Source organism: Aeromonas sp. ASNIH4, assembly GCF_002934425.1.
GTDB classification, from domain to species: Bacteria; Pseudomonadota; Gammaproteobacteria; order Enterobacterales; family Aeromonadaceae; genus Aeromonas; species Aeromonas hydrophila.
This window is the reverse complement of record NZ_CP026217.1, coordinates 4,467,826-4,483,035: the sequence shown is the minus strand read 5'-3', so window position 1 is coordinate 4,483,035 and position 15,210 is coordinate 4,467,826. Positions and strand designations below refer to the sequence as shown.

At 64.3% G+C, this 15,210-nt stretch carries 13 protein-coding genes; 6 read left to right on the top strand and 7 right to left on the bottom strand.

Features of this window, described 5'->3' with window-relative positions:
* Window positions 1–6 precede the first annotated feature (6 nt).
* Window positions 7–1,356: a sensor histidine kinase gene (locus C2U40_RS21000; protein ID WP_103827780.1), complete on the top strand. Its 1,350-nt coding sequence runs from the start codon at window positions 7–9 to the stop codon at window positions 1,354–1,356.
* A 41-nt stretch (window positions 1,357–1,397) separates the two neighbouring features.
* A complete protein-coding gene (locus tag C2U40_RS20995; RefSeq protein WP_103827781.1) occupies window positions 1,398–1,859 on the top strand; it encodes a hypothetical protein in 462 nt (153 codons plus the stop codon).
* A 220-nt stretch (window positions 1,860–2,079) separates the two neighbouring features.
* Here C2U40_RS20995 and torA read toward each other — a convergent pair whose 3' ends face one another.
* Both torA and C2U40_RS20985 read right to left on the bottom strand, forming a co-directional pair.
* Window positions 2,080–4,560 (bottom strand): trimethylamine-N-oxide reductase TorA, encoded by a 2,481-nt coding sequence (gene torA, locus C2U40_RS20990; protein WP_103827782.1) that lies wholly within the window; start codon window positions 4,558–4,560, stop codon window positions 2,080–2,082.
* A gap of 22 nt (window positions 4,561–4,582) precedes the next feature.
* Window positions 4,583–5,713: a NapC/NirT family cytochrome c gene (locus C2U40_RS20985; protein WP_103827783.1), complete on the bottom strand. Its 1,131-nt coding sequence runs from the start codon at window positions 5,711–5,713 to the stop codon at window positions 4,583–4,585.
* A gap of 363 nt (window positions 5,714–6,076) precedes the next feature.
* On the opposite strand from C2U40_RS20985, the gene C2U40_RS20980 reads away from it, so the two are divergent.
* The gene (locus tag C2U40_RS20980) at window positions 6,077–8,044 is read left to right on the top strand and encodes a DNA topoisomerase III (protein WP_103827784.1); all 1,968 of its coding nucleotides are present in this window, start codon (window positions 6,077–6,079) and stop codon (window positions 8,042–8,044) included.
* Between the two features lie 41 nt (window positions 8,045–8,085).
* Here C2U40_RS20980 and C2U40_RS20975 read toward each other — a convergent pair whose 3' ends face one another.
* Both C2U40_RS20975 and C2U40_RS20970 read right to left on the bottom strand, forming a co-directional pair.
* Window positions 8,086–8,520, bottom strand: a complete 435-nt coding sequence (locus tag C2U40_RS20975) for a DUF417 family protein (protein WP_103827785.1) — start codon at window positions 8,518–8,520, stop codon at window positions 8,086–8,088.
* A gap of 13 nt (window positions 8,521–8,533) precedes the next feature.
* Window positions 8,534–9,067 carry a carboxymuconolactone decarboxylase family protein gene (locus C2U40_RS20970; protein ID WP_039212969.1) on the bottom strand — a complete coding sequence of 178 codons (534 nt, stop codon included), beginning with the start codon at window positions 9,065–9,067 and terminating at the stop codon, window positions 8,534–8,536.
* 100 nt (window positions 9,068–9,167) lie between these two features.
* Between C2U40_RS20970 and C2U40_RS20965 the strand changes: the two genes are divergently transcribed.
* The gene (locus tag C2U40_RS20965) at window positions 9,168–9,995 is read left to right on the top strand and encodes an AraC family transcriptional regulator (RefSeq protein WP_103827786.1); all 828 of its coding nucleotides are present in this window, start codon (window positions 9,168–9,170) and stop codon (window positions 9,993–9,995) included.
* A gap of 27 nt (window positions 9,996–10,022) precedes the next feature.
* Here the strand turns inward: C2U40_RS20965 and C2U40_RS20960 are convergent, their stop codons facing one another.
* On the bottom strand, window positions 10,023–11,378 hold the full coding sequence (locus tag C2U40_RS20960; RefSeq protein WP_103827787.1) for a TrkH family potassium uptake protein: 1,356 nt from the start codon (window positions 11,376–11,378) through the stop codon (window positions 10,023–10,025).
* Complete coding sequence (locus C2U40_RS20955; protein ID WP_011707709.1) at window positions 11,375–12,028, bottom strand: potassium channel family protein; 654 nt, start codon at window positions 12,026–12,028, stop codon at window positions 11,375–11,377. The genes C2U40_RS20960 and C2U40_RS20955 overlap by 4 nt, the downstream gene beginning before the upstream one ends.
* A gap of 127 nt (window positions 12,029–12,155) precedes the next feature.
* Here C2U40_RS20955 and murB point away from each other — a divergent pair, with 127 nt between their 5' ends.
* Window positions 12,156–13,193, top strand: a complete 1,038-nt coding sequence (gene murB / locus C2U40_RS20950; protein WP_103827788.1) for a UDP-N-acetylmuramate dehydrogenase — start codon at window positions 12,156–12,158, stop codon at window positions 13,191–13,193.
* Window positions 13,190–14,155 carry a bifunctional biotin--[acetyl-CoA-carboxylase] ligase/biotin operon repressor BirA gene (birA, locus tag C2U40_RS20945; RefSeq protein WP_024945204.1) on the top strand — a complete coding sequence of 322 codons (966 nt, stop codon included), beginning with the start codon at window positions 13,190–13,192 and terminating at the stop codon, window positions 14,153–14,155. The genes murB and birA overlap by 4 nt, the downstream gene beginning before the upstream one ends.
* Before the next feature lie 74 nt (window positions 14,156–14,229).
* Here the strand turns inward: birA and coaA are convergent, their stop codons facing one another.
* Window positions 14,230–15,168: a type I pantothenate kinase gene (gene coaA, locus C2U40_RS20940; RefSeq protein WP_011707706.1), complete on the bottom strand. Its 939-nt coding sequence runs from the start codon at window positions 15,166–15,168 to the stop codon at window positions 14,230–14,232.
* Window positions 15,169–15,210: the final 42 nt, after the last annotated feature.

Below are 15,210 nucleotides of genomic sequence, written 5' to 3'. Positions count from 1 at the left end.
GGCTGAATGAGGCTGGTGCGTACCCTGCGGGGGCGGTTGGTGGTCATCGCCATGGTCTGGTGCGGGCTGTTCCTGTTCGCCACCGGCTTCAGCTTGCAGACCATGATGCGCAACTACTGGCAGGAGGCGGAGGCCGATGGCCTGCGCCTGCAGCTCTACGATCTGCTCTCCCGCCTCGAGATCCAGCCGGATGGCCTGCCGGTGGTCACCGAGCCCATGGCCGATCCCCCCTTTCGCCAGCCCTACTCCGGTTACTACTGGCAGCTGGAGCTGGGGGAGAGCGTGGTCAGCCGCTCCCGCTCCCTGTGGGATGTGCACCTCGACGTGCACGGCCTGAAGTCGGCTTTCGGCGATCCGGATCTGTTCGTCGGCAAGGGGCCCAACAAGGAGCCGCTGTTGATCATGACCCGTACCGTGCTGCTGCCCGGTTCGGATCGGGTGTTCACCCTGGTGATGGCCAAAGATAGCAGCGCCCTGACCCAGACCCTGAAGAAGACCCGCATCAGCCTGTTCCTCGGCCTCGGCTTTGCCGCGACCGGGCTGGTGCTCGGCTTCATGTTCCAGATCGTCTACGGCCTGCGGCCGCTGCACCTGTTGCGCCGCGAGCTGAGCCGGGTTCATCAGGGCCATCAGGAGGGGTTCCGGCTGCGCTACCCGCTGGAGATCCAGCCGCTGGTGGAGGACATCAACCGACTGCTGCACCACTACGGTGAGCTGCTGCAGCGGGCCCGTTCCCACACCGGCAACCTGGCCCACGCCCTCAAGACGCCGCTCAGCATCATGCGCAACCAGGTGGCCCAGCTGCCGCCGGAAGATCAGGCCGCCCTCGGCGAGCAGCTCGATCAGATCCAGCGCCACATCGACTACCACCTCGGCAAGGCGCGGGTGACCGGCGCCGCCAAGATCCTCGGGGTGTCGACCCCGGTGCGGGCGCGGGTGGAATACATCTGCCGCGCTTTCTCCCGCCTCTATCCGGGCCGGGAAGTGGACCTGCAGGTGCCGGCCACCCTGGCGGTCGGGGTGGAGGAGCAGGACTTCGACGAGATGGTGGGCAACCTGCTGGAGAACGCCTTCAAGTGGTCGGCCGGCCGGCTGCGCATCTCCAGCGCCGAGCTGGGGGGTTGGATCACCCTGCGCATCGAGGATGATGGTCCCGGCATGAGCGAGGATCAGATCGCCAAGGCGGTGCTGCGCGGGGTGCGGCTCGATGAGAAGGTGCCGGGTTCGGGTCTGGGCCTCAACATCGTCTCCGATCTGGCGGAAGCCTATCGCGGCAGCCTCATCATGGGGCGCGCCGAACTGGGCGGGCTGGCGGCTTCTCTCTCGTTGCCCAAGGTGGCAAGAGTAGAGAGCTAGGCATAAGATATGGCACCTGTTTTAGCCTGAGGAAGAGAACCATGACCGATGATCCATGGGCACTGTGTCACCTCGACGATTCGTTCGATGCCTCCGTGCTGGGCACCAAGGGGGCCCAGATCCAGTGGTTTGAGGATCGCGACAGCCTGATTGCCTTCCTGCTGGAAGATTTCGTCGACCTGCTGGCCGACGTGGGCGAGCTGGATGAGGAGCAGACCGAGCGGGCGCGCGAGCGCTTCACCCTGCTGGTGGAGCAGAGCTTCGACGATCGCGGCCTGATGGACGCCATCAACGATCTCGCCTCCGGCCTGCGCCGCATCGCCTGGCTGGGGCCGCTCTCCGAGCTGGCCGAGCTGAGTGATGACTTCGCCTCCGGCCTGCGCCGCTATTTCTGGAGCCAGTACGACGGGGATGAAGATGACCCGGATGCCTGGGTGCCGGAAGAACTCTGGCCCCAGCTGGTGGAGTGTGCGGAAGAGTACATGGTGGAAGGGGACTTCTGATTCTGAGCCCTTGTCCGCGCTCTGGCTGCAAGGCGGGTGGAGTGTGCACAAGAGTACAGGGTGGAAGGGGACTTCTAAGCCACCTTGTCCGCGCTCTGGCTGCAAAGCGGGTGGAGTGTCCGGAAGAGTAGATGGTTGAAGGTGACTTCTGAGTCACACCACAAACCGAGATAAGAAAACGGCGCCTTGATGGCGCCGTTTTTGTTGCTCAGTCCTCTGCTCAGGCGTTGGCCGGCACCGCGTGAGCGGTGTTGACCGGGGCCGGGCCCTGGTACTTCTCGATCTGCAGCTGGGCCATGTGACCGCAGTTGCCCTGCGCCAGGCTGGAGGTGCCTTCGTCGAAGGTGAGGCAGTTGACGTTGCCGTTCTTGCACAGGCTCCCCGCCTCGCCCGGTTTGGCCGGATCGAACCAGGCCCCTTCGCACACCCGCACCACCCCGGGGCGGATGTCGGTCGAGAGCAGGGCCCCCACCAGGATCTGGCCGCGGTCGTTGAAGGCCCGCACCAGATCGCCATCCTGGATGCCGCGTACCTTGGCGTCGTCCGGGTGGATCAGGATCGCCTCGCGATCGGCAACGGCGAACTTGTCCCGCAGCGGGGTGTTGTCGAGCTGGGAGTGCAGCCGCTGGGTCGGGTGGGAGGTGTTGAGCGACAGCGGATAGCGGGTCGCCTCCTTGCTCTTGATCCACTCCTTGGGCTCATACCACTTGGGATGGCCGGCGCAGTCGGCATAACCCATGCCGGCCACCGTGCTGGAGAAGATCTCGATCTTGCCGGACGGGGTACCGAGCGGGTTGAGCAGCGGGTTCTCGCGAAAATCGGCGTGACGGATCCACTGGCGGTTCGCCTCGGGCACCGGGAAGCGGATGTAGTTGTTGGACTCCCAGAACATGTTGAACGGCGGCAGCGCCACCCGCGCACCGCGGGCCTGGGCGGCCATGCCGTCGTACATCTGCTTGAGCCACAGCATCTCGTCCTTGCCTTCGGTGTACTGCTCCTGCAGGCCCAGCTTGGCGGCCACGTCGCGGAAGATGTCGAAGTCGTTGCGCGCCTCGAACTGGGGCTGCACGCACTGGTGCATCGGGAAGACGTAGCGCTGGGAGTAGTCGCCGCCCATCTCCAGATCGTTGCGCTCGTAGCTGGTGGTGGCCGGCAGGACGATGTCGGCGTGCTTGGCGGTGGCGGTCCAGTAGGGCTCGTGCACGATCACGGTCTGCGGCTTGCGCCAGGCCTTGACCAGGTTGTTGGTGTCCTGGTGGTGGTGGAAGGGGTTGCCGCCCGCCACATAGACCAGCTTGATGTCCGGGTAGGTCACCTTGCGGCCGTTGAAGTCGATGGTCTTGCCGGGGTTGGCCAGACAGTCGGCGATGCGGGCCACCGGGATCGGCGCCGGCCCGTTCTTCGGTGCATTGCCGGCGGAGATGCCCGCCAGGATGCCGCCCTTGGCGGTGGGGCTGCCACCGGAAGAGTAGTGGTAGCTGAAGCCGTAACCGCCGCCCGGCAGGCCGATCTGGCCCAGCATGGCGGCCAGGGTGACCAGCATCCAGTTGGGCTGTTCGCCGTGCTGCTGCCGCTGCATGCCCCAGCCCGCCATGATCATGGTGCGCTTGGACGCCATGTCGAGGGCCAGCTGGCGGATCACCTTGGCATCGACGCCGCAGATGGTGCTCGCCCACTCGGCGCTCTTCGGCTGGCCGTCTTCCTGGCCGAGCAGATAGGCGAGGAACTTGTCGAAGCCGGTGGTGTAGCGGTCGAGGAAGGCCTGATCGTGCTTCTGCTCGCTGTAGAGGGTGTGGGCCACCCCCAGCATCATGGCCACGTCGGTGTAGGCGTTCGGTGCAATCCACTCGGCCCCCGCCAGCTTGGCGGTTTCGTTGTAGACCGGGTCGATGCTGATGATGCGAGTGCCCTTCTCCTTGAGTGCCTTGAAACCGGCCTGACCTTCGTGATCCGGCATGTTCCAGCTGTTCTTCAGGGTGACCTGGGCGTTGACCCCCCACAGCACCACCAGTTCGGCGTGCTCGATGACGTTGGGCCAGGCGGTCTGCTGCTCATACACCTCGATGGAACCCATCACGTGGGACATGATCACCTGGGCGGCGCCGGCGGAGTAGTCGCCGGCATAGCCGGTGAAGCCGCCCGCCAGGTTCATCAGGCGGTGCAGCAGGGTACGGCTGTTGTGGAACATGCCGACGCTCTTCCAGCCGTAGGAACCGGCGTGGATCGCCTGCGGGCCGAAGTCGCTCTGCACCCGGCCTATCTCGCCGGCCACCAGGGCGATGGCCTTCTCCCAGCTCACCCGCACCCACTCGTCGGCGCCACGCAGTTCGGGCTTGGCTCCCGGGCCCTGTTCCAGCCAGCTCTTGCGCACCATGGGGTACTTGATGCGGTTCTTGGCGTGGACCTGGAACGGCGCCATGTCGATGAGATCGTTGGGGGCCGGATCATCGGCCACCGGCTGGACCCGCACCATGCGGCCATCTTCGACGATGGCCTCGAAAGCTCCCCAGTGGGCGCCAGTCAGGATGCCTTTCTGGGCCGGCACCAGGGTCGGGAACTGTTCAAGCGCTGTGCTGATGGCCTGGGCCAGCGCGCTCTTCGGGAAGACGCCGGCCAGCAGCGGCAGGGCGGCGCAGGCGCCCAGCCCCTTGAGCAGGTTGCGGCGGGAGAGATTGGTTTGCTTATCGGTAAAAAAAGTCATGACGATTTCCTCTGTGCCAGCCTTAGTGCGCCGCGTTCATGTCACTGGCATGTTTCTGGACGTATTGGGTCAACATGCGTGCCTGTTCCGGGGTCAGGGAGGTGCGTGATTCCATCCCCTTGATGACGCCGATCCACTGGTTGGCGTTGAAGTGATCCAGTGCGGTTAGGCCGTGGCAGCCGGTACAGTTGTTGGACATCAGGGTGGAGGCGTACTGCCACAGCTTGCCCTGATCGCCGATGAGCTGGCTCTGATCCACCCAGGCGGTCAGGCTGACCTGATGCCAGGTGAGGTTGGTGGCGCTGTCGGTTTCGCTCTTGCCGGTGGTGAGCTGCGCCTTGGCCTTGTCGCCGAGCAGGGTGCTCAGGATGCGCTTGCCGGGGGCGGCGTAGAACACCTCGCTCACCCCGTCCTGCTGCCAGCCGTCGATGCGCACCTGGGCGCGGCCGTTGTCGTTGGCCAGCACTTCCACCTGAGTGGAGGGCATCAGGGTACCTTCGTCGGTCTTGGCGCCGGCATCCAGATAGAGCGGGGTGGTGGCGATGGCGTAACGGGTGGTGACGCTGGCCGGGGTCTGGGCGGCGGCTTGCGCCAGCTCGCTGGCACCGGCGGCGGCCAGGCCGCTCATGTCGGGCATGATGTGGGCGACGCCGCGATGGCAGTCGATGCAGGTCTGGCCCTCCTTGATGGCGACCGGGTGCTCGGTACGGGCGTTGGGGCGCTGGGCCAGGATGTCCATCGCCGCGTAGCTGTGGCAGCTGCGGCAGGTGGCGGAGTCGTTGGCCTTCAGCTCGTCCCACACCGACTGCGCCATGCGCAGCTTGTGAGCCTCGTATTTCTCAGGGGTGTCGAGGGTGCCGATCGCCTCGTGATAGATGTCCTTCACGGCGCGGATCTTGGTCCACAGATAGGAGGTGGGATCACCCGGAATGTGGCAGTCTGCGCACTCGGCGCGGATGCCCTTCACGTTCTGGAAGTGGACGCTGCCCTGATACTCGGCCAGCGGGGTCTGCATGGAGTGACAGGAGACGCAGAACTCGGTGGAGCTGGTCTTGTGCATGACGGTCACCGTGACCCCCAGCGCTGCAACACCCAAGAGGGCTCCGAGCAGCAGTAGCCAGAACCAGGTTTTTCTCAACAATTTTCCAAGCATGACGGCGTTTTCCTACGATCAAATATTACCAATATAGTAGTATCCATGGAGAGGTAGTTGATTGACCTTTATCATGATTTATATTTTGTATTGTTATTTTAAATGCATTTATTATTTTGTAATTTATCATTTAATTGAATTTAATTTAACTTCCTCGATTTTACCGTCTCTTTCGTCCTCGTTTGAAGCATGGCCAGCCTGGGCCTGCCATCCACGCCCCGGCGGTGCTGTGCACCCGCCCGCCACCCCCTCTCAATCGCTCCTGCCTCGGCAAGGGCCTGTCGCCTCGCGCCCGGGGAGGGCTTGGGCTTTGCCCGGGGCCCGTTATATACTGTTCACATATACAGTGTTCAGGTGTTTGCCATGCGACTCTTCATCGCCGAGAAGCCCAGTCTGGGACGTGCCATTGCCGACGTGCTGCCCAAGCCCCACAAGAAGGGGGACGGTTTTATCGAAACCGCGCAGGGGGATGTGGTGACCTGGTGCATCGGCCATCTGCTGGAGCAGGCCGAGCCCGATGCCTATGACGCCGCCTACAAGCAGTGGCGCATGGAGTCGCTGCCTATCGTCCCGGCTCAGTGGCAGCTGGTGGCCAAGCCGAAGACCAAGACCCAGCTCACCGTTATCAAGCGGCTGATCAAGCAGGCCGACTGCGTGGTCAACGCCGGTGACCCGGACCGGGAGGGGCAGCTGCTGGTGGACGAGGTGATCGATTTCCTCGGCTACGGCAAAACCAGGCCGGTGCTGCGCTGTCTCATCAGCGATCTCAACCCGCCGGCGGTGCGGCGTGCCCTCGACAAGCTCAGAGACAACAAGGAGTTCGTGCCGCTGGCGGTGTCGGCGCTGGCCCGCAGCCGGGCCGACTGGCTCTACGGCATCAACATGACCCGCGCCTATACCCTGCTTGGCCGCAAGGGGGGTTGCAGCGAGCTGCTGTCGGTCGGCCGGGTGCAGACGCCGCTGCTGGGGCTGGTGGTACGGCGGGATCTCGAGATAGAAGCCTTCGTGCCCAAGCCCTTCTTCGAGGTGCTGGCCCATCTACAGACCGAAGGCAACGAGCGTTTCAGCGCCAAGTGGTTGCCCTCCGAGGCCTGTCTGCCCTGGCAGGACGAGGAGGGGCGAGTGCTCAACCGGGCGCTGGCCGCCAAGGTGGTGGAGCGGATCCAGGGCCAGCCAGCACTGGTGGAAGAGGTGGAGGAGCAGGCCCGCAAGCAGGCGGCGCCGCTGCCCTACAACCTCTCCAGCCTGCAGATCGATGCCGCCAAGCGGTTCGGCATGGACGCCAAGCGGGTGCTGGATATCTGCCAGGGGCTCTACGAGCGCCACAAGCTCATCACTTACCCCAGATCCGACAGCCGTCATCTGCCGAGCGATCACTTCAACCGGGCCGGCCAGGTGCGGGATGCCATCGCCAGCACGGCGCCGGCGCTGGCCAAGGCGGTGAGCGAGGCGGACGGCAAGATCCGCAGCAAGGCGTGGAACGACAGCAAGGTGGATGCCCATCACGCCATCATCCCCACCGAGAAGCAGGGCAACCCGGCCACGCTGGGGGCTGACGAGGCGAAGCTTTACGGCCTGATTGCCCGTCAGTACCTGCTGCAGTTCTACCCGCCGTTCGAGTACAACGACAGCAAAGTGCTGCTGCGCATCGCCGGCGGGCTGTTCCAGGCCAAGGCGCGGCGGATCCTCAAGGCGGGCTGGAAGGCGCTGCTCGGGGTGGAGGAGGATGATGAGGAGGAGGCGGGGACCCTGCCGGCCCTGCGCAAGGGCGAGCAACTGTTGTGCGAGCGGGGGGAGCTGCAGGAGAAGATGACCCAGCCGCCCAAGTCGTTCACCGATGCCACCCTGCTGGCGGCCATGACCGGCATCGCCCGCTACGTGCAGGATCCCGAGATCCGCAAGACCCTGCGCGAAACCGACGGCCTCGGCACCGAGGCGACCCGGGCGGGTATCATCGATCTGCTGTTCAAGCGCCGCTTTCTGGTGCGCCAGGGCAAGAGCATCAAGGCGACCCCGACCGGGCGGGCTCTCATTCAGGCGCTGCCTGCCACGGCGACCACCCCTGACATGACGGCGCTGTGGGAGCAGCATCTCGGCCGGATTGCCGAGCGGCAGACGAGCTATCAGCAATTCATGGGGCCGCTGACCGAGCAGTTGAACGGCCTGATCGACGGCGCCAGACAGGATTCGGGGGCCAGCTTCAGCGCCCTGCCCAAGGCGGCGCCCGGGGCCGACAAGCGCCGCTTCACCAAGCGCAAGCGCAGCACGGCGGCTGGTGGCACGAGCGGGACAGCCAAGCGTGGGAGCAAGCGGCCGGCCAAGGCTACCTGACAAAAAAAGCGCCCCTGTCGGGGCGCAAAAAGGCATTGTCGTCAGGCGTCGGCCAGTCTGGCGCGACTCAAATTGAGGTAGTGCCAGGCAACGCCGAGCAGTACCAGATCCTTGAAGATGAAGAACTCGGTGACCGGCACTCCGTCGACCAGCTTCCAGACGCCCGGCAGGGTCAGTAGAAAGCTGAGGGTCACGAGGAAGGTCAGGATGGCCCCCAGGCTGCTCCAGTAGCCCAGCCGTGGTCGCCACAGGCCGGCAATCAGACCGCCGGCGATCAGGATCTCGACCAGTCCGATCAGATTGGAGACGGCTTGCTCCGAGAGCACGGCATAGAGCCAGCTCATCAGCGGATGGCTTGTCACCAGCGGCCGGATGGCCGCCGCCTCGGTCGGCGTGAACTTGAACACGCCGATCCAGAGCAGGGTTAGTACCACCCCGGCGAGGGCGATCAGAAAACCTCGGTCATGGCGTTCCATTCATGCTCCTTTGTCAGGGGGTGAGAGTGACCGGCGGGAAGTCGATGTCGGTTGCCGCCAGATGATTGCCGTAGTTGGTCAGGGTATTGATGACCACCTGCCCCAGTACCTCCACTGCCAGCTCATCATCCACGCCTGCGGCACGGGCTGCGGCCAGCTGTTGATCGCTGATGACTCCGCGCTGGGTAACCAGGGCGACCGCCAGCTGCAGCAGGGCGTGATCGAGTGGATCCGCCGCCTGGGCCAGACGGGCAGCCCGGATGGCGTCGTCATCGAAACCGGCCCGGCCAGCCAGCAGGGTGTGGGCCGACAGGCAGTATTGGCAGGCGTTGGCCTGGCCGATGGCCAGTGCCAGCAGCTCCCGCTGGCGGGCACTGAGCCGCCCTTTGCCCAGCGCATCGGCAAAACCGAGCAGGCCGTTGAGCACCGCGGGTGAATGGGCCAGGGTGGCGTAGAGGTTGGGAACCTTGCCAAGGCTGCTTTTGAGGGCGGCGAAGGTGGGGGCGGCAGCCGGTTTGGGCTGGCTCACGGGGTGAATGCGACTCATGATGTGCTCCTGTAGGGGTTGGGTACGGGAGACACTATGCCGGTTTTAATGGTACGGTTTATCACCCATAGTCCACTATTGGCGACTTATCATCTCAAACATGGATCCACTCTCGATACTGCTGGCCCATGCCGCACCCCGGGCCAATCTCTTCTTTGCCGGCAACCTGTGCCAGCACTCCCACAGCCATGACTATCCGGCTGGTGGCCACCTGCACTTGCTGCGCCGTGGCGAACTGCTGCTGCGCGAGGAGGGGGGCGAGCCCCTGCTGCTGACCGAACCGACCCTGATCCTGTTTCCCCGTGGGCGGGGACACAGGCTCGAGCCGCGTCAGCTGGCGGGCTGCGATCTGGTGTGCGCCAGCGTGTCGTTCGGACCGACCGGTGACTCACCATTGCAGCTGGCGCTGCCGGATACCCTGGTACTGCCGCTGCAGACGATTCCGGCCATGGCGCCGGTGCTGACCCTGCTGTTCGAGGAGGCCTTCGCCGACCGCTATGGCCAGCCACCGATCCTCTCCCGCCTGCTGGAGGTGCTGCTGATCCTGCTGTTGCGCCATCTGGTGGAACAGGGGCACTGCCGGCAGGGGATGCTGGCTGCGCTTTCCGACCCGCGTCTGGCGCGGGCCGTCACGGCCATGCATCAGCGGGGAGACGAGCCCTGGACGGTCGAGACGCTGGCACGGGAGGCGGGCATGTCGCGCGCCCGCTTCGCCGCCCATTTCCAGGCGCTGACCGGGCAGACGCCACTGGGTTATCTGACGCGCTGGCGCATGATGCTGGCCAGTCAGCAGCTGCTGGCAGGGGAGTCCATCACTCAGGTTGCGCTGGGGGCGGGGTACAGCGGCGGAACTGCCTTTGGGCGGGCGTTTGAACGGGAGTTCGGCATGAGCCCGGGACGCTGGCTCAAGACGCGGCAGCGCGAATGACCGGGGCCGCGGCGGGCCCCGGTGTCATCAGCCGGTGTAGACGGCTTCTTCTGGATACTTGATGCGGGTCTCGCTTGGGCGGGCCAGCATGAAGGCCAGGGTCAGCGGACCGAGACGGCCGCAGATCATCACCAGCACCAGGATCAGCTTGCCCGGTTCGCTCAGACCGGCGGTGATGCCGGTGGAGAGCCCCACGGTGGCAAACGCCGAGATGGTCTCGAACATGATCTTGTCGAAGGATTGCTGCTCGGTGAGCATCAGCAGGAACATGGCCAGCATCAGCACCATGGTGCTGACGATGATGATGGCGAGCGATCGGGTCACGATCTGGGGTGACAGGGTGCGGCCGAAGGCGGTGACATGGGGGCGCTTGGTCAGAAACGCCTTGGTCGCCAGCAGCACCACCGCGAAGGTGGTCACCTTGATACCGCCACCGGTGGAGGTGGCGCCGGCCCCGACAAACATCAGCATCATCATGAACAGCAGGGAGGCGGGCACCATCTGGCCGATGTCGATGGAGTTGAAGCCGGCGGTACGGGCGCTGGTGGACTGGAAGAAGGCCGCCAGCCACTGACCGCCGAAGGAGGCCTTGCCGAGGGTGCCCGGGTTGTTGTGCTCCAGCAGCCAGAACATCAGGGTACCCAGCAGCAGCAGGCCCGGGGTCATGATCAGCATCAGCTTGCTGTGCAGCTTGAGCTTGCGCCAGCGGCGGTTGCGCACCAGGTCGACGATGACGGTGAAGCCGATCCCCCCCAGAATGATCAGCGCGGCTATGGTCAGGCTGATGATGGGGTCATCCCGGTAGTCCATCAAGTTGTTGGCGAACAGCGAGAAGCCGGCGTTGTTGAAGGCCGAGACCGCGTGGAAGAAGCTGACGTAGAGACCGCGCTCCCAGCCGAGCTCGGGTACCCAGCGGATGGCCATCAGACCGGTGCCGATGAGCTGGGCGATGAAGGCGAACAGCACGATCCGTTTCACCAGCTGGATTATGTTGACCGACCCCTCCTGGCCCAGCGCCTCCTTGGCCAGCACCTGCTGGCGCAGACCGACCCGCTTGCTGAACATGGCAATCAGCAGCAGGGTCATTGTCATCTGGCCGAGGCCGCCAATCTCCATCAGCATCAGCAAAAAAATCTGCCCCTGCAGGGTGAAGGCGGTGCCGGTATCCACCACCCCGAGCCCGGTCACGCTGATGGCCGAGGTGGCAGTGAACAGGGCGTTGATGAAGCTCACTTCACCGTTATGGCTGGAGGGCTGCACCAGAAACAGGGTGCCGATCAGCAGGATGATCAGGAAGCTGCCGAGGATCAGCTTGGCTTCGCTCCAGCGCGACTCGTCGTCCCGGTGCAGGGCGAAGGCGTAGTTGCTACGCCAGCGGGTCATAGGGTTTCCAGCCAGTGGTCGATGGCGTGCTTGTTGCCCGCCAGGATCAGGATGTCACCCAGTTGCAGTTCCATCTTGCCGGTCAGCACGTTGTGCAGCACCTGGCCGCGCTTGATGGCCAGCAGTTGCAGTTCGGTCTGCTGCAGCAGATGCAGGTCGGCGAGGGTGCGGCCATTTTGCGGCAAACCGATGACGAATTCGGTCAGCACCATGTCGTGGCCCAGCTCCAGATAGTCGAACAGCCGGTTGTCCAGCATGCTCTGGGCGACCCGGCGGCCCATGTCCCACTCCGGATTGATCACCTTGTCGGCCCCCACCTTCTGCAGGATCTTGGCGTGGAACTTGTCGCGCGCCTTGACCCACACCTTCTTCACGCCGGCTTCCTTGAGGACGAGGGTGGTGAGGATGCTGGTCTCGAGGTTGTCACCGATGGCAACGAAGACGATGTCGAAGTCGGCCAGCCCCAGCTCGGCCACCGTGGCCTCGTCGGTCGCATCGGCGACGATGACGTGGTTGCAGAGGGTAGCGATTTGGCGGGTCTTGCTCTCGTCGATGTCTATCGCCAGCACCTCGGCATCCTGCCGTTGCAGCTCTTCACACAGGGCGCTGCCAAACAGCCCCAGGCCGATGACGGCAAATTGGTTGTTCATGAGTACTTCCTCAAGCGTCGGAGCCGGATACTCTACTCCTGCGGCATGAGTCCGAAAAGGGGGGCGGATTTTTCGTCCGGCGGCAATATAAGGTAGACTGCCCGCTTGCCATTGTCGGGACACGCAGATGAAACTCACCCCTTACGCCTCCTTGTTGACGCTCAACACCCTCGCCCTTGATGCCCATTGCCGCTGGCTGGCCGAAGTGGAACGGATCGACGATCTGCCGCAACTGGTAGCCAACCCCGAGCTGGCCGACTTGCCGCGGCTGGTGCTGGGCGGTGGCAGCAACGTGCTGTTTTGTGATGACTTCGCCGGTGTCGTAGTGCTCAACCGTCTGAAGGGGATAACGCTGCACGACGAGGGGGATCACTGGTTGCTGCACGTGGCGGCCGGCGAGAACTGGCATGAGCTGGTGTGCCATAGCCTGCAGCAGGGTTGGTTCGGGCTCGAGAACCTGGCACTGATCCCGGGCACGGTCGGGGCCGCCCCGGTGCAGAATATCGGTGCCTACGGGGTCGAGCTGGCCAGCGTCTGCGCCTATGTGGAGGCGTTCAACTGGCAGAGCGGCCAGCTGGAGCGCATCGAGGCGGCCGCCTGCGGGTTCGGCTATCGCGACAGCATCTTCAAGCACGGCTGTCAGGACAGCCACTTCATCACCGCCGTCGGGCTGCGCCTCGCCAAGGCCTGGCAGCCGGTGGCGGGTTATGGTCCACTGGCCGCGCTCGGTGAGCAGCCCACGGCGCAGGCCATCTTCGACACCGTCTGTGCCACCCGCATGGCCAAGCTGCCGGATCCGGCCGTGCTCGGCAATGCCGGCAGCTTCTTCAAGAACCCCGTGGTGACGGCGGCGCAGGCCGACCAGCTCAAGCAGCAATATCCGCACATGCCCTGTTACCCGACCGCTGACGGGCAGGCCAAGCTGGCCGCGGGCTGGCTCATCGATCAGTGCGGCCTCAAGGGGTTTGCCATCGGCCGCGCCGCCGTGCATCAGGAGCAGGCCTTGGTGCTGGTCAACCTGGGCGGTGCCAGCGCCATGGAGCTGATCGCCCTGGCGGCTCACGTACGCGACAGCGTGGAGCAGAAGTTCGGCGTGCTGCTGGAGCACGAGGTGCGCTTCATGGGGCGCCGCGGTGAAACTTGGCTCGACGAGGTGCTCTCATGACCCTGACCCCCATCAGACAGACCCTGATCACCCTGCTCAGCGACGGCCAGTTTCACTCCGGTGAACAGCTGGGTGAGCAGCTCGGCATCAGTCGGGCTGCGGTCAGCAAGCACATGGCCGCGCTCAAGGAGCTGGGGCTGGACTTGTTCAGCCTGACCGGCAAGGGTTATCGGCTGGCGGTGCCGATGGCGCTCTATGACGAGGCGCAACTGCAGGCGTTGGCGCCCATGGCGCCGGTACACTGCTTTCCGGTCATCGACTCCACCAACCAGTACCTGCTGGAGCGGGTCAATCAGCTGAGCTCGGGCGAGAGCTGCCTGGCCGAGTGCCAGACCGCCGGTCGTGGCCGGCGCGGCAAGCCCTGGGTCTCTCCCTTCGGTTGCCAGCTGATCCTCAGCATGTACTGGCGGCTCGAGCAGGGCATGGCGGCCGCCATGGGACTGAGTCTGGCGGTCGGCGTGGCCGTGGTGCAGGCGCTGGAATCCCTCGGTTATCCGGGGGTGGAGCTGAAATGGCCCAATGACCTCTATTATCAGGGTCGCAAACTGGCGGGCATTCTGGTGGAGATGAGCGGCAGTGCCGGTGCCAGCTGTCATCTGGTGATCGGGGTCGGCCTCAATCTGGCGATGCCGAGCCGGGAGGGGGAGCGGATCGATCAGGCCTGGTCCGAACTGCGCCACATCCAGCCGGAACTGGTGGATCGCAATCTGCTGGCCGGCCGGGTGCTCGACCACCTGCAGCAGGCCATGCTCACCTTCGAACAGAGTGGTCTCGCCAGCTTCGTGGCGGACTGGAATCGGCTTGATCACTTCGCCGGCCGGCCGGTGCGGCTGCTGATGGGCGAGCAGGAGATCCGCGGCGTGGCGCGCGGCATCGATGATCGCGGCGCCCTGCGGCTGGAGACCGCAGAGGGGATCAAGTTCTACCTAGGCGGCGAGATCTCCCTGCGCCGGGGCGACTGAAGGCGGTGGCGATCGTCATGAATAGAAGAGGGGCCTGCGGGCCCCCTCTTCATGTCGATTCGTGTTGGTAGGCGCTATTTGCGCAGCTTGATTTGCTCGATGGCGTGCTCGTTGCCCTTGGTCAGGATCAGGTTGGCCCGTTCCCGGGTCGGCAGTATGTTCTCTTTCAAATTCAGATAGTTGATATCTTGCCAGATGTTGTTGGCAATCTTGGTCGCTTCGCTCTCCGCCAGTTTGGCGTAGTGGTGGAAGTAGGAGTCCGGATCCGAGAAGGCACCGCTGCGAAACTTGAGGAAGCGCTCGATATACCAGGTGCGCAGCAGCTCGGCCTCGGCATCCACATAGATGGAGAAGTCGACGAAATCGGAGACGAAGACCCGGTGAGGCTCCTGCGGATAATCCATGCCGCTCTGCAGTACATTGAGCCCTTCGAGGATCAGGATGTCCGGCTGCTCCACCACCTTCTTCTCGTCAGGGATGATGTCGTAGATAAGGTGGGAGTAGACGGGCGCCTCGACCTTTTCGTGGCCGGCGCGGATGTTGGCGACAAATTCCACCAGATGACGGATGTCGTAGGATTCCGGGAAGCCCTTGCGGCGCATCAGGCCGCGCTCTTCCAGCACCTTGTTGGGATAGAGAAAGCCGTCGGTGGTGACCAGCTCCACCCGCGGGTGCTCCGGCCAGCGCTCCAGCAACGCCTGCATGATGCGCGCCGTGGTGCTCTTGCCCCCCGCCACGCTGCCGGCGATGCTGATGATGTAGGTACCCTTGCCGCGGGACTGGCCGAGAAACTGTTCCAGTACCCGGCTGCGGCGCTGCTTGGCCTTGACGTAGAGGTTGAGCAGGCGGGAGAGGGGCAGGTAGATCTCTTCCACCTCCTGCAATGACACCTTTTCATTGATCCCGCGCAGGGTCTGCAGATCGTGCTCGGTCAGGGTCAAAGGGACCGAGTCGCGCAATAACGCCCATTGTTCGCGGGTGAATTGCAGATAGGGGTTATGCTCTGTCGTCATGGTGTCATCACTGTTTCTTGGGCAGGGCGACCATACACCAAG

Excerpts from the sequence above, each read along its gene's own strand:
- C2U40_RS21000 (WP_103827780.1), top strand. The coding sequence starts at position 7 with ATGAGGCTGGTGCGTACCCTGCGGGGGCGGTTGGTGGTCATCGCCATG.
- C2U40_RS20965 (WP_103827786.1), top strand. The coding sequence starts at position 9,168 with ATGGATCCACTCTCGATACTGCTGGCCCATGCCGCACCCCGGGCCAAT.
- C2U40_RS20975 (WP_103827785.1), bottom strand. The coding sequence starts at position 8,520 with ATGGAACGCCATGACCGAGGTTTTCTGATCGCCCTCGCCGGGGTGGTA.
- torA (WP_103827782.1), bottom strand. The coding sequence starts at position 4,560 with ATGACTTTTTTTACCGATAAGCAAACCAATCTCTCCCGCCGCAACCTG.
- coaA (WP_011707706.1), bottom strand. The coding sequence starts at position 15,168 with ATGACGACAGAGCATAACCCCTATCTGCAATTCACCCGCGAACAATGG.
- birA (WP_024945204.1), top strand. The coding sequence starts at position 13,190 with ATGACCCTGACCCCCATCAGACAGACCCTGATCACCCTGCTCAGCGAC.
- C2U40_RS20955 (WP_011707709.1), bottom strand. The coding sequence starts at position 12,028 with ATGAACAACCAATTTGCCGTCATCGGCCTGGGGCTGTTTGGCAGCGCC.
- C2U40_RS20970 (WP_039212969.1), bottom strand. The coding sequence starts at position 9,067 with ATGAGTCGCATTCACCCCGTGAGCCAGCCCAAACCGGCTGCCGCCCCC.
- C2U40_RS20980 (WP_103827784.1), top strand. The coding sequence starts at position 6,077 with ATGCGACTCTTCATCGCCGAGAAGCCCAGTCTGGGACGTGCCATTGCC.
- murB (WP_103827788.1), top strand. The coding sequence starts at position 12,156 with ATGAAACTCACCCCTTACGCCTCCTTGTTGACGCTCAACACCCTCGCC.
- C2U40_RS20985 (WP_103827783.1), bottom strand. The coding sequence starts at position 5,713 with ATGCTTGGAAAATTGTTGAGAAAAACCTGGTTCTGGCTACTGCTGCTC.
- C2U40_RS20960 (WP_103827787.1), bottom strand. The coding sequence starts at position 11,378 with ATGACCCGCTGGCGTAGCAACTACGCCTTCGCCCTGCACCGGGACGAC.
- C2U40_RS20995 (WP_103827781.1), top strand. The coding sequence starts at position 1,398 with ATGACCGATGATCCATGGGCACTGTGTCACCTCGACGATTCGTTCGAT.